Here is a 19,165-nt window from a genome sequence, read left to right as displayed (position 1 = left end):
TGGCGAAGCCGCACGTGGAGAGTGGTCTCCACCTGGTCCGCGTTCATCCTCGTACTCCCGCTGATGGGAATGCTCGGAGCGCAGGCCGATACTGACGCAACGGGGGAGGTGACCTCCGCCGTCGCTGCGATGGCCGAGGAATCCCCCACCGTGACCCTGACGGAGGCTGCGCCGGAGGAGACTCCAGCCGCGCCGGAACCGTCAGTGAGTGAAGAGGCGCCGCCGCTCGAAGAGCCAGCGCCACCGCAGGCAGAGGAGCCGGTGCCCGTTGAGGTGGTTGAGGAGACCGCGCCCGAACCAGAGCCGGCTCCCGCACCGGCGCCGGAACCGGTGAGCGAAGAGCCGGCCCCCGTGGTCGAGGAAGCGGCGCCCGTTGAAGAAGCGCCGGCTCCCGCCGAAGAGGCCGCACCGGAAGAGCCCGTGAAGGAAGAGGCGGCCCCGTCGGTCGCCGTTGCTCCTGAGGGCGATCTTCCCGCGCTCGACGAAACCGCACCGCTCGCCGCCCCGGAAGCCGAGATCGGCGTCCTGGCCACCGACGACTGCAACAGGGACGCTGTGACGCCCATCGATTGGAGCGGTTCGCCGTCGTTCGTCTACGACGCCTGTGGCAACGACACCGACGACGTGTTCGTGCAGGGTTCCCAGGAGCCGGATCCCCCGTCGACCTGGACCCAGGACAACGCCGGTGTGGGTCAGAGCACGGACCTCGTCAGCGCAGCGGTGGACATCGCCTATGTCGACGGTGATCCCATCCTGTACTTCGGATTCAATCGCTACTCGCCCCAGGGCGATGGTGCCTTCTACCTCGAGCTGAACCAGGAGCCGAACATCGTCAACGATCAGGGCGCAGTGGTGCCTGATCGCACGGTGGGCGACCTGCGGTTCGCGTTCACCACGTCCACCGGCGGCGGCTTCTCGAGCGTCACCGTCTACGAGTGGGACGGCGACAGCTGGGTGCAGGTCTCCGTCCCTGATTCGGCCTTCACCTACGAAACCAGTGGCGACACCGCCGAGTTCACGTTCGACCTGACGGCGCTCGTTCCCGACGGCGGCGAGGTCGAGTGTGGCCGCTTGTCGTTCAACTCCCTCTTCCTGCGTTCTACGGCTTCGTCGTCGGCGAACTCCGCGCTGAAGGACTTCCTCACCGGGCCTGTCGATGTCGACGCCTGCCCTGGCCTGGACATCGAGAAGCGTGACATGGACGGCGACCTCGTCGGAGGCGCGACCTTCCGCATCTCGCCTGACCCGCGTGACCGCAGCATCGCCTCGGTGACCGTCACCGACAACGGCGCGGGCGACGACTCCGACACGCTCGGCATCATCCGGTTCGACGAGGCCAAGAACGGCGTGTACACGATCGAAGAGATCACGCCGCCCACCGGCTTCCTGCTGCCCGCCCTGGCGGACCGCACACAGCAGGTCACCGTCGGGTTGACCGACGACGTGAGCGTCGTGTTCGTCGACCCGCAGGTCCCCACCATGACCAAGACCGCCGTCGCCACCTTCCACGAGACCTACGTGTGGGCCATCGAGAAGACCGTCGACGGTGAGACGGAAGTGACCTACCACGTGGGAGGCGAGGCCCCGGTCGTCGCCAACTACGAGGTTGAGGTGTCGCTCGTCGAGGTGCAGCGCTCGGCGTACTCACTGACCGGTGTCATCACCGTCAGCAACCCGGATGTCGCACTGAAAGCCTCGTTGACCGACCAGCTGGCTCCGGGCATGGACTGCACCGTCACCGGCGTGGCCGCCGGCACCGGAAATGTCGAGCTGCCCATCGGAACCAGCACCTTCAACTACTCGTGCATCAGCAACGGGCAGCTGGGTGATGTTCCGCTGAGCGGCACCAACACCGCCACGCTGAAGGTCAGCAAGGCGAACTGGGCCACCGCGTTCCCGACCGGCGCAGATGATGCCACGGTCACCGCCACGGCCGACTACATGTTCGCCTCGTCGACCAAGACCAACCAGAGCGTGACCGTCACCGACACCTTCAACGGCTCGACCACCACGCTCGGCACCGTCACGGCCAATGACGCCGGCACCGCGGTCACCGCAGTGGGCACCACGGCCACCGCCACGGTGTCCGGGACGACGGCGACGTTCACCTACACCAGGAACCTCGCGCCCGACACCCAGGGCGACGAGTGCGCGGTGTACGACAACACGGCAACCATCACCCAGACCCAGCAGACCTCGGAAACCGAGGCCACGGTCTGTGTGCCGGACATCACGCTGACCAAGACCGCTTCGCCCACCACGTACGACTCGGTCGGCGACGTGATCACCTACACCTTCCTGGCCACCAACACCGGCCAGTCCGTCCTCACGAACGTGACGATCTCTGATCCGCTACCCGGCCTGTCCGCCCTCGTCTGCGTTCCCGCGCAGCCGACGACGCTGGATCCGGGAGAGTCGATGCAGTGCACCGCCACGTACGCGGTAACGCAGGCGGATCTCGACTCGGGCTCGGTCTACAACGTGGCCACCACCGTCGGCACCCCGCCGAGCGGCCCGCCGGTGACCGACACCGATGACGAGACGATCACCGGCGACAAGCTCCCGTTGATCGACCTGGTCAAGACGGCCGATGTGGAGAGCTACGACGAGGTGGGCGACGTGATCACCTACACGTTCGTCTCCACCAACACGGGCAACGTGACGCTCACCGGTGTGACGATCACGGACCCGCTGCCGGACCTCTCCGACCTGACGTGTGATCCGGCCCAGCCGGCCACGTTGGCTCCGGGGGAGTCGATGGAATGCACCGCCACCTACGAGGTGACCCAGGCAGACCTCGACAACGGTTCCGTTGACAACACCGCCACCACCGTCGGCACGCCGCCGGAGGGTGAGGATGTGACCGACACCGATGACGAGACCGTGCCTGCAGAGCAGATGCCGGCGATCAGCCTGGTCAAGACTGTGGACGTCGCGACCTATGACGCAGTGGGTGACCTCGTCACCTACACGTTCCTGGCCACCAACACCGGCAACGTGACCCTCACAGATGTGACGATCACCGACCCGCTGCCGGGCATGTCCACGCTCGTCTGCGATCCCGCGCAGCCGACCACGCTTGACCCCGGGGAGTCGATGGAATGCACCGCCACCTACACGGTGACGCAGGCGGATCTCGACGCCGGCTCGGTCTACAACATGGCCACCACCGTCGGCACGCCGCCGGAGGGTGAGGATGTCACCGACACCGATGACGAGACCATCACCGGCGACCAGTTCCCGGCGATCGACCTGGTCAAGACGGCCGACGTGGAGAGCTACGACGCGGTGGGTGACCTCATCACCTACACGTTCGTCTCCACCAACACGGGCAACGTGACGCTCACCGATGTGACGATCACCGACCCGCTGCCGGGCCTTTCGGACCTGACGTGTGATCCGGCGCAGCCGGGCACGTTGGCTCCGGGGGAGTCGATGGAATGCACGGCCACCTATGAGGTGACCCAGGCAGACCTCGACAACGGTTCCGTTGACAACACCGCCACCACCGTCGGCACGCCGCCGGAGGGTGAGGATGTGACCGACACCGATGACGAGACGGTTCCGGGTGACCAGAATCCGGCGATCTCGCTGGTGAAGACGGCTGACCGCGAGGAATACGCCGAAGTTGGCGAGATCATCACCTACACCCTGCTGGCCACCAACACCGGCAACGTCACGCTGACCAACGTGGTCATCGACGACGAGATGTTCGGCGTCGAAGACGCGTTGTGCGCCGAGTCGTTGGCTCCGGGGGAGGAATGCGTCATCGAGTTGAAGCACGAAGTGACGCAGGCGGATCTCGATGCCGAGTTCATCCACAACATCGCCGTGGTCGAGGGAACGGCGCCGGATGACGAGATCGTGACCGACGAGGACGACGCCCTGGTCGAGGCTCCGACCCCGTCCGAGCCCGTCCTGACGCCTGGGATCGACCTGGTGAAGCATGCCGACAAGGCTGGCCCCGTCCGCTTCGGCGACCGGATCATGTACAGCTTCACGGTGACCAACACCGGTGAGACGCTGTTGACCGACGTCCGCGTCGATGATCCCAAGCTGATGGCTGCGGGTATCTCCGTCACCTGCCCGGTGACAGAGCTGGATCCGGGTGAATCCACCACCTGCGCCGCAACTGCGGCCTACGTGGTCACGGCCGCCGACGTGGCGGCGGGCAAGGTTCTCAACCTGGCGACGACGACAGGCCTCACGCCTGACGACAAGCCCGTGACGGATCAGGACGATCACCAGGTGCCGGCAGAGCCCACCCCTGCACCGGCCCCGCGCCCCATGGCCCCGGCTCCGAAGCCGATGGTCAGGAGTGGTGATCCCACAGGTACCGGTCCCGATTCCGGGCTGGTCCTCACCGGCGTGGCGCTCCTCGCGCTGGCCGGCGGTGCCGCGGCGATGGCAGGCAGGAAGCGTCGCCGTAGCTGAGGCGTGAAACCTCCCGGGTAGGGTCCGTCCCCCCCGTCCCTCCAGGGAGGACTGCCGGGTCCGGCCTCGACTGGATCGAACAGGGCCGCCCCTGCGTCTATTGACGCAGGGGCGGTTCACTGTGACAAGAGTCACGGCGGGAGGCTCAGTGACAAAAGTAACTTACGGGACGTAAATGCGTTGCGTAATTCGGAGGTACGTGTCGGCTAAACGGGTGACAGCCTTCGCGGGGCTCGACCGCGTGTCTTTCTCCGGTTTTGGCGCCCGGGTGTGTTCTACGCCTGAATGCGAGGGTTTGGGGCCGGGCGGCGGATGCATTGCGGATCCTGTGAAAGTCCTGAGTGGTCTGAAAAATAGAAACTTCCTTACGTTTTTTCCGAGACAGAAACGCAAAGGTGCCCTACAGTGCCTCCTAAGGGGTAACAAGGGGGGAACCTTTCGACCTCGGGGGACGGTTGTGTGGAACTGGTTGTCACCAGATCCGTGGCCGCTTTCCTCCTGAATTCGAAGTGACCTCCCTCGGCCATCCCCGGGGAAGCAGAAGGCGCGCAGAGCCGCTGCTCCCCAGGAGATCCGAAAGAGGAAGTCACATGCCTGGGCAGTCGCACACCACAAGTCATCATTCGTGGCGGAACCGTACGTGGAGGCTTCTCTCCACCTGGTCCGCATTCATCCTGGTGCTCCCACTGATGGGGGTCCTGGGTGCCCAGGCCGATACCGAGAGCACCCAACCCGAATCGCCGGCGGCAATCGCGCTGGCGGAGGGCTCCGTGACCCTCAGCGAAGTGGCGGCGGAGAGCCCGACAACAGTCCAGGTAACGGCGGAGGAGACACCAGCGTCTTCTTCTGCGCCGGAAGCCGCGACGTCGGAGGAGCCGGCCAGCGCCGAACCGGTCCCCGTCGAGGTGGTCGAGGAGACCACGCCGGAGCCCGTGGTGACGGAGGAGCCTGCCCCGGCCACTGAACCCTCTGCTCCCGCTGCGGAGACGGCCGAGCCCGTGACGCAGAAGCCGGCCCAGACGGCCCCCACGAAGGCCGATCCCACGACGGCGCAGCCCGCGGCCTCCGAGCCCGCGGCGCCCGAGGCCCCCCTCCTGCAGGAGGCGCAGGTGGCGCCTGCAGCCGAGATCGGCGTGCTCGCCACCGCGACCTGCATCCGCGACCGGTTCACGCCCATCGCCTGGTCCGGCACTCCCGAGTACGTCGACGACGCCTGTGGCAGTTCGCCGGACAACATGTTCACCCAGGGCTCCAAGGAGGACGGCGCGCTGAGCAGTTGGCAGCAGGAGTTCGGCGGCACCGGTCAGAGCACCGACCTCGTGAGCGCCGGCGTCGACGTGGCGTACGTCAACGGCGACCCCATCCTCTACTTCGGCTTCAACCGCTTCTCCGGCCAGGGCGACGGCGGCTTCTACCTGGAGCTCAACCAGGCGCCCAACACCGTCAACGGCAACGGTACGCCCATCCCCAACCGCACTGTCGGCGACCTGCGCTTCGCGTTCACCACGTCCACCAACGGAGGCTTCTCCCAGCCCGTCGTCTACGAGTGGAACGGCTCCTCGTGGGTCCAGATCACCGTCCCGAGCAGCGCCTTCACATACAAGACCTCGGGCGACACTGCCGAGTTCACCTTCAACCTGAGCGCGCTGGTCCCAGGCGGTGGCGAGGTCGAGTGCGGACGCCTGGCGTTCAACTCGATGTACCTGCGTTCCACGGCGGCTGCCACCCTCGGCTCCGCTCTGAAGGACTTCCTGACCGGCCCCATCGACGTCAACCCGTGCCCCAGCTTCCAGATCGAGAAGCGCGACATGGACGGTGACCTCATCGGGGGCGCCACCTTCCGGATCTCGCCGGATCCGCGCAACCGCAGCGTGGCGTCCGTGACCATCACCGACAACGGTGCGGGCGACGACTCCGCCACCGCCGGCATCATCAAGTTCAACGAGGCCAAGAACGGTCAGTACACCGTCGAGGAGATCACGCCGCCCACCGGTTACCTGCTCCCCGCAGCCGCAGACCGCACCAAGACCGCAACGGTCACGCTCAGCGCCGGTGCCACCCTGCAGTTCGCAGATCCGCAGGTGCCGACGGTGTCCAAGACCGCCGTCGCCACGTTCACCGAAACCTACGTGTGGGCCATCGAGAAGACCATCGACGGCGTCAAGGAGGTCACCTATCACGTCGACGGCACCGCTCCAGTGGTCGCCGGCTACGACGTCGACGTCTCGCTGGCCGGAGTGCAACGCTCCAACTACTCGCTGAGCGGTGTCATCACCGTCAACAACCCGGATGTCGCCATGAAGGTCGCCCTGACCGATCAGCTGGCCCCGGGGATGGACTGCACCGTCGCCGGCGTGGCCGAAGGCACCGGCAACCTCGACCTGCCCGTTGGTACCACCACGTACAACTACACGTGCACCAGTGACGGGCAGTTGGGCGACATCCCGCTCAGCGGCACCAACACCGCCACCCTCAGGGTGAGCAAGGCCAACTGGGCAACCGCCTACCCCACCGGCTCGGATGACGCCACGACCACCGGCACCGCGAACTATGCGTTCTCGGCCGGCGCCCGCGTCAACCAGTCCATCACCGTCACCGACACCTTCGGCGGAGCGACCAGCCCGCTCGGCACCGTCTCCGCGGCAGCCGGCGGCGGCTCGATCACCGCTCCCGACGCCACTGTGGATGGCCTGACGGCCACGTTCAGCTACACCCGCAACCTCGCGGCCGACGCTGAGGCCGACGCGTGCAAGGTGTACACCAACACCGCCACCATCACGGAGACGCAGCAGACGTCCAGCGCGAAGGCCACCCTCTGCGTGCCGGACATCACCCTCACGAAGACGGCGTTGCCGACAACCTACGACGCTGTCGGGGACGTCATCACCTACACGCTCGTCGCGACCAACACCGGCCAGTCGACCCTCACGGACGTGACGATCGATGACGCCATGCTCGGCCTCGTGGACGAGCCCTGCGCCGCAACGCTGGCTCCGGGCGCATCCTGCACGGTGACCGATACACACACCGTCACCCAGCTCGATCTCGACGCGGGCAGCATCTACAACTCCGCGACCACCACCGGCACCGATCCCTCGGACAACCCGGTGTCGGACGATGACGACGAGACGGTGACCGGAGAACGCTTCCCGGCGATCTCGCTCACCAAGGAAGCCGACCTGGAGAGCTACGACGCGGTGGGTGATGTGATCACCTACACCTTCGTGGCCACCAACACCGGCAACGTGACCCTCACGGACGTGACGATCGAGGATCCGCTGCCCGGCCTGTCGGACCTCACCTGTACGCCTGCCCAGCCCACCACCTTGGCTCCCCAAGCGTCCATGACCTGCGCGGCCACCTACTCGGTGACCCAGGACGATCTGGACAACGGTTCGGTGGACAACACCGCCACCACCACCGGCACGCCGCCGGTGGGCGACGATGTGACCGACACCGCCGACGAGACCGTCCCGGCCGATGTATCTCCTGCGATCACGCTGGTCAAGTCGGCTGATCCTGCCACCTACGACGCGGTGGGTGACGAGATCACCTACACCTTCGTGGCGACGAACACCGGCAACGTGACCCTGAGCAACGTGACGATCGCTGATCCGCTGCCGGGCCTTTCGGCGCTGGTCTGCGCCCCGGTCCAGGGTTCCACCCTGGCGCCGGATGCCACCATGACCTGCACTGCGACCTACACCATCGGTCAGAGCGACCTTGACCGTGGTTCCATCTACAACCTCGCCACCACCACCGGCACGCCGCCGGCGGGTGAGGATGTGACGGCCACGGACGACGAGACGGTCACCGGCGACAAGTTCCCGGCCATCTCGCTCACCAAGGACGCCGATGTGGCGAGCTATGACGCGGTGGGTGATGTGATCACCTACACGTTCGTGGCCACCAACACGGGCAACGTGACCCTCACGAACGTGACGATCTCTGATCCGCTCCCGGGCCTGTCGGACCTCACCTGTACGCCTGCCCAGCCCACCACGTTGGCTCCGCAAGCCTCGATGGAGTGCTCGGCCACCTACGTGGTGACCCAGGCCGATCTGGACGCGGGTTCTGTGGACAACACCGCCACCACCGAGGGCACCCCGCCTGCCGGTGAGCCGGTGACCGACTCCGACGACGAGACGGTGCCGGCCAGCCAACTGCCCGACATCGATCTGGTCAAGACGGCGAATGTGGAGACCTACGACGCGGTGGGTGACGTGATCACCTACACGTTCGTGGCCACCAACACCGGCAACGTGACGCTCACAGACGTGATCATCACGGATCCGCTCCCGGGCCTCTCGGCACTGACCTGTGATCCGGCCCAGCCCGCGACGTTGGCTCCGCAAGCCTCGATGACCTGCACTGCCACCTACGTGGTGACCCAGGCCGACCTGGACAACGGTTCGGTGGACAACACCGCCACCACCACCGGCACCCCGCCGGTCGGCGACGATGTCACCGACTCCGACGACGAGACGGTGCCGGCCAGCCAACTGCCCGACATCGATCTGGTCAAGACGGCGAATGTGGAGACCTACGACGCGGTGGGTGACGTGATCACCTACACGTTCGTGGCCACCAACACCGGCAACGTGACGCTCACAGACGTGATCATCACGGATCCGCTCCCGGGCCTCTCGGCACTGACCTGTGATCCGGCCCAGCCCGCGACGTTGGCTCCGCAAGCCTCGATGACCTGCACTGCCACCTACGTGGTGACCCAGGCCGACCTGGACAACGGTTCGGTGGACAACACCGCCACCACCACCGGCACCCCGCCGGTCGGCGACGATGTCACCGACTCCGACGACGAGACCGTCCCCGGCACCCAGTCGCCTGCGATCGAGCTGACCAAGGACGCCGATGTGGCGAGCTATGACGCGGTGGGTGACGTGATCACCTACACGTTCGTGGCCACCAACACCGGCAACGTGACGCTGACCAATGTCACCATCGTCGATCCGCTTCCCGGCATGTCCGGGCTCACCTGCGTCCCGGCCCAGCCGACGACGTTGGCTCCGGGTGCCGCCATGGAGTGCTCGGCCACCTACGCGGTGACCCAGGCCGACCTCGACGGCGGCTCGGTGTACAACCTCGCCACCACCACCGGCACCCCGCCGGTGGGCGACGAGGTCACCGACACGGACGACGAGACCGTGACCGCGGCCACCGAGCCGGCGATCATGATCGTCAAGACCGCCGACGTGGCCACCTATGACGCGGTGGGTGATGTGATCACCTACACGTTCGAGGTGACCAACACCGGCAACGTGACGCTCGACGATGTCACCGTCACAGACCCCCTGCCAGGCCTCTCCGCGCTGGTCTGCACTCCGGTCCAGGGCTCGTCCCTCGCGCCGAACGCGACTATGGAATGCAGCGCCACCTATGCCGTGACCCAGGCCGACCTGGACAACGGTTCCGTCGACAACACGGCTACCACCACCGGCGCCCCGCCGGTTGGTGACGAGGTGACCGACTCGGACGACGAGACGGTGCCGGCGACGCAGTCGCCCGCGATCGAGCTGACCAAAGATGCCGATGTGGCGAGCTACGACGCGGTGGGTGACGTGATCACCTACAGCTTCGTGGCCACCAACACCGGCAACGTGACGCTCACAGACGTGGTCATCACGGATCCGCTCCCGGGCCTGTCGGGCCTCACGTGTGATCCCGCGCAGCCCACCACGCTGGCGCCCGGGGCCTCGATCGAGTGCTCGGCCACCTACACGGTGACCCAGGCCGATCTCGACGCGGGTTCTGTGGACAACACCGCCACCACCGTCGGCACGCCGCCGGAGGGTGAGAATGTCACGGACTCGGATGACGAGACGGTGCCGGCGACGCAGTCGCCTGCGATCGAGCTGACCAAGGACGCCGACGTCGCGACCTACGACGCGGTCGGTGACGTGATCACCTACACGTTCGTGGCCACCAACACCGGCAACGTGACGCTCACAGACGTGAAGATCTCTGATCCGCTGCCGGGGCTTTCGGACCTGACGTGTGTTCCGGCCCAGCCGACGACGTTGGCTCCGGGTGCCTCGATCTCCTGCACGGCGACCTACTCGGTGACCCAGGCTGATCTGGACAACGGTTCGGTGGACAACACCGCCACCACCACCGGCACCCCGCCGGTTGGGGACGACGTGACCGACTCGGATGACGAGACGGTGCCGGCGGCCCAGCTGCCCGACATCGACCTGGTCAAGACGGCGGATGTGGCGACCTACGTCGCCGTGGGTGATGTGATCACCTACACCTTCGTCGCCACCAACACCGGCAACGTGACGCTCACTGATGTGACGATCACCGATCCGCTGCCGGGCCTCTCGGCGCTGGTCTGTGCGCCGGTCCAGGGCTCCACCCTGACACCGGATGCCACCATGACCTGCACCGCGACCTACGCGGCGACGCAGGCGGATCTCGACGCCGGCTCGGTCTACAACCTGGCCACCACCGAGGGCACCCCGCCCGTGGGTGAGCCGGTGACCGACACGGACGATGAGACAGTCACGGCTGCCGTCGAGCCGGCGATCCTGCTGGTCAAGACGGCTGATGTTGAGAGCTACGACGCGGTGGGTGATGTGATCACCTACACGTTCGTGGCCACCAACACCGGCAACGTGACGCTCACGGACGTGGTCATCACGGATCCGCTGCCGAACCTCTCGGCACTGACCTGTGATCCCGCGCAGCCCACCACGCTGGTGCCCGGGGCCTCGATCGAGTGCTCGGTCACCTACACGGTGACCCAGGCTGACCTGGACGCCGGTTCTGTGGACAACACCGCCACCACCGTCGGTACGCCGCCGGAGGGCGAGAATGTCACGGACTCGGATGACGAGACGGTGCCGGCCACCCAGTCGCCTGCGATCGAGCTGACCAAGGACGCCGACGTGGCGACCTACGACGCGGTGGGTGATGTGATCACCTACACGTTCGTGGCCACCAACACCGGCAACGTGACGCTCACGGACGTGGTCATCACGGATCCGCTGCCGAACCTCTCGGCACTGACCTGTGATCCCGCGCAGCCCACCACGCTGGTGCCCGGGGCCTCGATCGAGTGCTCGGTCACCTACACGGTGACCCAGGCTGACCTGGACGCCGGTTCTGTGGACAACACCGCCACCACCGTCGGTACGCCGCCGGAGGGCGAGAATGTCACGGACTCGGATGACGAGACGGTGCCGGCCACCCAGTCGCCTGCGATCGAGCTGACCAAGGACGCCGACGTGGCGACCTACGACGCGGTCGGTGACGTGATCACCTACACGTTCGTGGCCACCAACACCGGCAACGTGACGCTCACCGACGTGGTCATCACGGATCCGCTGCCGAACCTCTCGGCACTGACCTGTGATCCCGCGCAGCCCACCACGCTGGCGCCCGGGGCCTCGATCGAGTGCTCGGCCACCTACACGGTGACCCAGGCTGACCTGGACGCCGGTTCTGTGGACAACACCGCCACCACCGTCGGCACGCCGCCGGAGGGCGAGAATGTCACCGACACCGACGACGAGACCGTCCCGGCCACCCAGTCGCCTGCGATCGAGCTGACCAAGGACGCCGACGTGGCGACCTACGACGCGGTCGGTGACGTGATCACCTACACGTTCGTGGCCACCAACACCGGCAACGTGACGCTCACGGACGTGGTCATCACGGATCCGCTGCCGAACCTCTCGGCACTGACCTGTGATCCCGCGCAGCCGACGACGTTGGCTCCGGGCGCCTCGATGGAGTGCTCGGCCACCTACACGGTGACCCAGGCCGATCTCGACAACGGTTCCGTGGACAACACCGCCACCACCGAGGGCACGCCGCCCGCCGGTGAGCCGGTGACCGACACCGACGACGAGACCGTCCCTGCCACCCAGTCGCCCGCGATCTCCATCGTCAAGACGGCCGACGTGGCCACCTATGACGCGGTCGATGACGTGATCAGGTACACGTTCCTGGTGACCAACACCGGCAACGTCACCCTGACTGATGTCCAGGTGACGGATCCGCTCGAGGGCCTTTCCGCGCTGGAGTGCACGCCGGCGATGGGCGCCACCCTGGCTCCGCAGGAGACCATGGAGTGCTCGGCCACCTTCAGCGTCACCCAGGCAGACCTCGACGCCGGTTCGGTCGACAACACCGCCACCACCACCGGCACCCCGCCGGCCGGCGACGATGTCACCGACACCGACGACGAGACGGTGCCCGCCACCCAGACCCCCGCCATCCAGATCGTCAAGTCTGCGGACCTGACGAGCTACGATGCGGCCGGCGACGTGGTCACCTACACGCTGACGGTGACCAACACCGGCAACGTGACGCTGACCAATGTGACCGTGTCCGACGAGATGCTCGCCGTGGATGCCGCGGCCTGTGCGGCGACCCTGGTTCCGGGAGCGAGCTGTGAACTCAGCTTCGAGTACACCGTGACCCAGGCCGACGTGGATGCGGGCAGCATCTACAACCTGGCGTCGACCACGGGTACGCCTCCCGGCGAGAACCCGCCGGTCACCGATGACGATGACGAGACCGTGCCCGGGGACCAATTCCCGGCCATCGAGATCATCAAGACCGCTGACGTCGAGTCGGTGGACGCTGTCGGTGACGTGGTCACCTACACGCTGACGGTGACCAACACCGGCAACGTGACGCTGACCGACGTGGTCGTCTCCGACGAGATGCTGGACATCGAGAACGCGCTGTGCGCCGAATCCCTGGCCCCTTCCGAGCAGTGCTCGATGGAGCTGGAGCACACGGTGACGCAGGCAGACCTCGACGCCGGCGAGATCGTCAACGTCGCGACGACGACGGGTACGCCTCCTGGCGACAACCCGCCGCCCACCGACGAGGACGACGAGACCGTCGTGGTTGACCAGCTGCCGGCGATCTCGCTCGACAAGTCGGCGGACAAGGTGCAGTACGTGGTCGTGGGTGAGGTCATCACCTACAACCTCCTCGCCACCAACACCGGCAACGTCACGTTGACCGACGTGGTGATCAGCGACGAGATGTTCGACCTGACAGACGTGCTGTGCGCCGAGTCGCTGGCTCCGGGGGAGCAGTGCCTGATCGAGCTCAAGCACACCGTCAGCCAGGGCGACATCGACGCGCGGTTCGTGCACAACATCGCGGTCGTCGAGGGCACCGCCCCCAACGGTGACATCGTCACCGACGAGGACGACGTCCTGGTTGAGTCTCCGGAGGTCGTTCCCCCGACGACCGGCATCGAGATCGTGAAGAGCGCCGACGTTGCCGGCCCGGTCCGGCTCGGCGACAAGATCGTCTACAGCTTCAAGGTGACCAACACCGGTGAGGCGACGCTGACCGACGTCAGGGTCGATGATCCGAAGCTGAAGGCGGCGGGCATCTCGGTGACCTGCCCGGTGACCGAGCTCGCGGCCGGCCAGTCGACGACCTGCACCGCCTCGGCGGCGTATGTGGTCACCGCGGCAGACGTGGCGGCGGGCAAGGTGCTCAACGTCGCGACTGTCACGGGGCTGACACCGAACGACACGCCGGTCACGGACCAGAGTGACCACCAGGTGCCGGCGCGGCCCGCTCCGGCCCCGAAGCCGATCGTCAAGAGTGGCGACCCGACGGGCATGGGGACCGATACCGGTCTCATCCTGACCGGTGTCGCGCTGCTCCTGATGGCCGGTGGAGCTACCGCGATGGCGACGAGGAGCCGTCGGCGTAGCTGAGTTGTGAGTCTCCGGGGCGGGTATCGTCCCCCCATCCCGCCCCGGAGGCCCGCCTGGTTCGCTCACCACGGATCAGAAGGACCGCCCCCGCGCCTGATGGCGCGGGGGCGGTTCTGTTGACGGGTCGAATTCGGTGGGTCAGGTGTCGAGGTGCGTCATCGACACGTTGGTCAGCCGCACCTGGGGCATCGTCTCCGCGCCCCGGCGCAACAGCTCTGCGACGGCCATCGACGCCACCACATTGGGCGACTGGGCCAACAGGGCGTCGAGATCCGCCCCGGGCGTCTGCTCGCCCTGGTAGCCGATGTCCTCGCCGCGCATCGTGGCGGCGTCCACGCGGTCTGCGAGGTGTTGCCTACCGATCGCCTTCGCGCCTTCCGGGTCCACCACGTCGATGGTGAACTCGAGCCTCATGTGGTGTTTCGTCATGGCGTCCCTCCGGTGCCCGGCTCAGCCGAGCGTGCCGGCCGGTGCCGAGCGTGCGTTGAGGACGCAGCGGCTGGCGGCGTCGGGGATCTCGGTCTCGAGCGTGAAGTCGAGGGTCTCCCCGGCAGGAACAGCCGCTTCCTGGAACACCTTGACCGACAGCGAGCTGCCGCTGCCGTCCTTGCCGAGCCAGATGACGGCCACGACGAGGTCTCGGGCCTCGTCGGCGGTGTTGGTGACGGTGCCGGTTGCCTCCACCGGGCCAGCCTCGAGGCCGCATTCCTCGAGCTTGACGTCTGCGGCGATGCCCGCCTCCTCGGCGCCGAGGGCGGGGATCTCCTCGCGCTCACCGTGCGCAATGGGCGACGGTTCCACCGCGGGGGTGGAGCTCTCCATGGGTTCTGCCGACGGCGACTGGCCGTCTGCGGTGACCGCCGTCGTGCTGGTCGCCGACGAATCGGGCGTCGGGCCCTCTTCTCCGGCCCCGGTGCAGCCGGTGAGGATCACACCGGAAAGTGCCACGGCAGCGAGTGTTCTGCGGAAATCCATGTCAGTAGCCCCATCTCATCTTGGTTCCGTTTCGGCTTCAGACTACTGCACCTTGTACCCTCGCCGTCGTGGAGAGAACGGTGGCCGTACGGTGAGCATGGTGGCAGGGTTGCGCCGCCTGTTCGCGGACACCAGACCCTTGCGGACGCCGGATTTCCGGCGGTTGTGGACGGCGAACATCGTGACCGTCATCGGCGCCCAGCTCACCGTCGTGGCGGTCCCCGCGCAGATCTACTCGATCACCGGATCCTCCGGCATGGTGGGGCTCACGGGCCTGTTCGGGCTCGTGCCGCTGGTGGTGTTCGGGCTCTGGGGTGGTGCCTTGGCGGATCACCTGGACCGGCGGCTCCTGCTGGAGGTCACCACGCTGGGCATGGTCGTCACCTCGGCGCTGTTCTGGCTCCAGGCCTTCCTCGGCATGGGCAACGTCTGGTTGCTGCTGGTGCTGTTCGCCGTGCAACAGGCGTTCTTCGCGATCAACCAGCCCACCCGCACGGCGATCCTCCCGAAGCTCCTGTCCGAGGACCAGCTACCCGCCGCCAACGCGCTCAACATGACGGTGATGTCGGCCGGCGCGATCGCGGGGCCGCTCGTGGGCGGGGCCCTCATCCCGGTGCTGGGCTACTCCTGGCTGTACTTCGCGGACACCCTCACGCTCTTCGCGACGCTCTATGCGGTGTGGAAGTTGCCCCCGCTGCCCGTCGACAACCCCCAGGGCGCCCCCGGGCTGCGCTCCGTCTGGGAGGGCCTGGCCTACCTCACCGGCCACAAGATCCTGTTGCTGAGTTTCCTGGTGGACCTCATCGCGATGGTGTTCGGCATGCCGCGCGCGCTGTTCCCGGAGATCGCGCACGTGGCGTTCGGGGGCCCAACCGAGGGCGGGACGGAGTTCGCGCTGCTGTTCGCCGCCATCCCCGCCGGAGCGGTGCTGGGCGGGGTGTTCGGCGGATGGGTGTCGCGCGTCCAGCGCCAGGGCGCCGCTGTGCTGTGGGCGGTGGCAGTGTGGGGAGTCGCGATGACCGTTGCCGGGCTGGCGGTGGGGCTGGCGCCGTGGGCACCGAACGCGATGCTGGCCTTCATGTTGGGGGCCCTCGTCGTCGGGGGCGCGGCCGACATGGCCTCGGCCGCCTTCCGGCAGACCATCCTCCTCGCGGCCACGGACGACGCCCGTCGCGGGCGGCTCCAGGGTGTCTTCATCGTGGTGGTGGCCGGTGGGCCCCGCATCGCCGACGTGGTGCACGGTGGCGCCGCGGAGGCCGTCGGCCCGGCCTGGGCCACGGGCGGCGGTGGGCTTCTGGTGCTGGTCGGCCTCGCCGTCGCCGCGCTGCTGTTCCCGGCCTTCCGGCGCTACCGCGCAGGAACGACGACGGGGTGAGACCGGCCACCTCGGCCGGCCCCACCCCGCGGGTCATGCTCAGACGGGGGCGCCGTCGATCACGAGGCGCCAGTTGTCCTGGAAGAACTGGCTCTGGTCGATGACCTGGTTGGCCACCGCCCAGTCGATCAGCAGTTGACGGATCTCCTGCATCTCGTTGTAGACGACCGGGGCCGAAGCGATGTGCGGGAAGTTGCCGCCGCCGCTCCGGCGGTAGTTGTTCACCGCGACGACGAACTGCTGGTCGTCCGCGACCGACACGCCGTCGAGGGTGACGTCCGAGATGCGCGATCCCACCGGCTGGGTGAGGTCGATCTCGTAGTCGACGCCCGAGAGGATGTCGTAGTTGTAGTCCCACACCTGCTGGCCGTCGTGGACGACGGAGGTGTGGAGCTTGGGATCGAACGTGGCGCCGGAGGGCAGCTGCGCGAAGTACTTGGCGGAGAACTCCAGGTAGTCACGGATCTCGGCGCCGGTCATCACGACGGCCTCCAGCGTGTTGTCGTAGATGTAGAGGCCGGCCATGTCGCGGATGGTGACGTCACCTTCAGGGAACACCGCGGTGCGGCTGAACGGGGCCGCGATGCTCAGCACGGGAAGGTCGCCGTGCTCGGTGCCGGCCAGCGCCTGCTGCACGGTCTGCGTCTGCACCATCTGGATGTAGTCGATGATCGCGGTGTCGCGGTAGCGGCTCTCGGTGGCGGGCAGCTCGGCCAGCGAGGTGGCGATCATGGTGTTCACGTAGTCGACGGTGGTGGTGTGGGCGTCCTCGAGTTCGGCGAGGAATTCCTCGTCCGGGGCGAAGTCGCGGGAGTAGATGGGAGCCGCGTCGGCAGAGACGACGGTCCACTGACCGCGGACCTTCTGCAGGTCGAAGGTCAGGTCGCTGACGCCGGAGGCCCACCAGCGAGGCTGGGTGAGCAGCACGTCGCGGCCGGTGACCTCGTTGGTGATGCGCTGGACCGGGGCGTCGCGGTGCGTGTGCCCGAGCACCATGGCGTCGATGCCCGGCACCTCGCGGGCGATGTCGGCGGCCGGGTTCTCGTCGCCCAGGCCGGTGGCCTCGGTGTCGTAGCTGGACAGCCCGACGCCGGCGTGGCTGAGCACCACGACGATGTCGGCGCCGGCCTCGCGGACCTTCGGCACCCAGTACTGCGCGGCGTCCACCATGTCGGTGATGCGCACCTCGCCCTCGAGGATGGCCTTGTCCCAGATCATCGAGCCGGGAGTGGTCAGGCCGAGGAAGCCGATGGTGACGGGCTTGTTGTCGCTCACCTTGCGCGTGACCAGCTCGAACGGCTGGTAGGCGGGCTCGCCGGTCTCGGCGTCGACGACGTTGGCGCCCAGCACCGGGTGGGCCGCCTCGTCGATGTAGGCGTCGAGCAGGTCGAGGCCGTAGTTGAACTCGTGGTTGCCCAGGTTTTGCGCGTCGTAGCCGATGTGGTTGAACGCGTCCGCCATGGGGTGCGTGTCGCCCGTGACGGTGATGGGCTCCTGCTTGGCGTAGTACGTGGTCAGCGGGGTGCCCTGGAGGAAGTCTCCGTTGTCGACGACGAACACGGAGTCCGCACCGCGCTCCTCGCGCACAGACTCCACGATGCTCGAGACCTGCGCGAGGCCGATCTCGTGGCCCGCCCGCTCGCTGTAGGGCTGGTTCGAGAAGTAGTTCCAGTTCTGCACGTTGCCGTGCACGTCCGAGGTGGCGAGGACGGTGACCTGGGTGGTCTGCTCGCTGCGCGGATTGGGTGCGGCCGTGGCGGGCGTCACGAGCGTGACGCCGAGCGCGACGGCGGCCGCGAGCGCGATGGGAGTGCGCATGTTTCTCCTTGTGAGACAGGGGTCGGGACCCTCGCAGCGTAAGCTCGCCCAGGCTCACTTCCCGGCCTCGTCAGCGGGAATTCATCCAACCTTCACGCCCTCGTTCCCTGGGTGCGGGCGGTGTCGTCCTCCGGGTGCCCGGCGAGCCTCTTCTCCAGCCGCTCGCGCCACCGTGGGGGCAGCAGTTCGGAGCGCAGGAGGCGGCGGGCGCCGTCGAGATCCTTCTTGTCGCGGTTCATGACGCGGGCCACCTCGGCGACGGTGGGCTCCGCGGGGCGTTCCAGGAGTTCGACGGCATCGCCGGCGGCCACGATCCCGGGCTCCAGGACCCGGATGTACCACCCGGACCAGCCGGTTTCCTGCACCTGCAGCACGAGGTCCTTGACGCCCCAGCGTTGCGCCAGTTTCCAGCAGGGGGAGCGCGGCTGGCTCACCTGCACGACGGCGCCGCCGAGACGCCACGTCTCGCCCAGCACGACGGTGGTCTCGTCGGGGCCTGAGCCGGTGAGGTCGCCGAGGGTGACGTTCTCGAAGAAGCCGCCGTCGGGCAGGGTGAGGCCCTGTTCGGCGGCCCAGCGGGGATAGTGGTGGCCGGCGTAGAGGAGCGCGGCCTTCTCCGGGCCGCCGTGCACCGCGGTGTCCGCCTGCGCGTCGCCGTCGAAGCCCAGCGGGCCGAGGCGAACCGGGCCGTCGACCGGGCGCTTCACGGCGGCGCTGCGCACCTCGCGGCCGTCCCAGACGTGGGTCTGCGCGCGGCCCACCCGGACGGCGTTGACTCGGGCGAGGAGATCCATGCCCTCACGATAGGCGCGGGGTGGCTTTCTGGTCATGTTGTCTGCAGGGGATC

The 19,165-nt window shown here is 67.4% G+C and carries 7 protein-coding genes; 3 read left to right on the top strand and 4 right to left on the bottom strand.

Annotated elements, in window-relative coordinates; translation table 11 throughout:
- Positions 1-21 precede the first annotated feature (21 nt).
- Entirely contained in the window at positions 22-4,434 is a 4,413-nt protein-coding gene (locus C3E87_RS14975; protein WP_076063370.1) for a DUF11 domain-containing protein, read from the top strand.
- Between the two features lie 677 nt (positions 4,435-5,111).
- Positions 5,112-14,150, top strand: coding sequence for a SpaA isopeptide-forming pilin-related protein (locus tag C3E87_RS12405; protein ID WP_158069086.1), 9,039 nt, complete (start codon positions 5,112-5,114; stop codon positions 14,148-14,150).
- A gap of 138 nt (positions 14,151-14,288) precedes the next feature.
- On the opposite strand, the gene C3E87_RS12400 is transcribed toward C3E87_RS12405, so the two are convergent.
- Positions 14,289-14,564 carry a hypothetical protein gene (locus C3E87_RS12400; protein WP_076063364.1) on the bottom strand — a complete coding sequence of 92 codons (276 nt, stop codon included), beginning with the start codon at positions 14,562-14,564 and terminating at the stop codon, positions 14,289-14,291.
- 36 nt (positions 14,565-14,600) lie between these two features.
- Positions 14,601-15,098, bottom strand: a complete 498-nt coding sequence (locus C3E87_RS12395; RefSeq protein WP_076063362.1) for a hypothetical protein — start codon at positions 15,096-15,098, stop codon at positions 14,601-14,603.
- 124 nt (positions 15,099-15,222) lie between these two features.
- On the opposite strand from C3E87_RS12395, the gene C3E87_RS12390 reads away from it, so the two are divergent.
- Positions 15,223-16,500 (top strand): MFS transporter, encoded by a 1,278-nt coding sequence (locus C3E87_RS12390; RefSeq protein ID WP_233120806.1) that lies wholly within the window; start codon positions 15,223-15,225, stop codon positions 16,498-16,500.
- A gap of 39 nt (positions 16,501-16,539) precedes the next feature.
- Here the strand turns inward: C3E87_RS12390 and C3E87_RS12385 are convergent, their stop codons facing one another.
- Both C3E87_RS12385 and C3E87_RS12380 read right to left on the bottom strand, forming a co-directional pair.
- Positions 16,540-18,318 (bottom strand): bifunctional UDP-sugar hydrolase/5'-nucleotidase, encoded by a 1,779-nt coding sequence (locus C3E87_RS12385; RefSeq protein WP_076063360.1) that lies wholly within the window; start codon positions 18,316-18,318, stop codon positions 16,540-16,542.
- Positions 18,319-18,410: 92 nt separating this feature from the next.
- The gene (locus tag C3E87_RS12380; protein WP_076063358.1) at positions 18,411-19,112 is read right to left on the bottom strand and encodes an MOSC domain-containing protein; all 702 of its coding nucleotides are present in this window, start codon (positions 19,110-19,112) and stop codon (positions 18,411-18,413) included.
- Positions 19,113-19,165 lie beyond the last annotated feature (53 nt).

Source organism: Tessaracoccus sp. ZS01, assembly GCF_022342445.1.
Classification (GTDB): Bacteria; Actinomycetota; Actinomycetes; order Propionibacteriales; family Propionibacteriaceae; genus Arachnia.
This window is presented reverse-complemented; position numbering and strand designations above follow the sequence as displayed.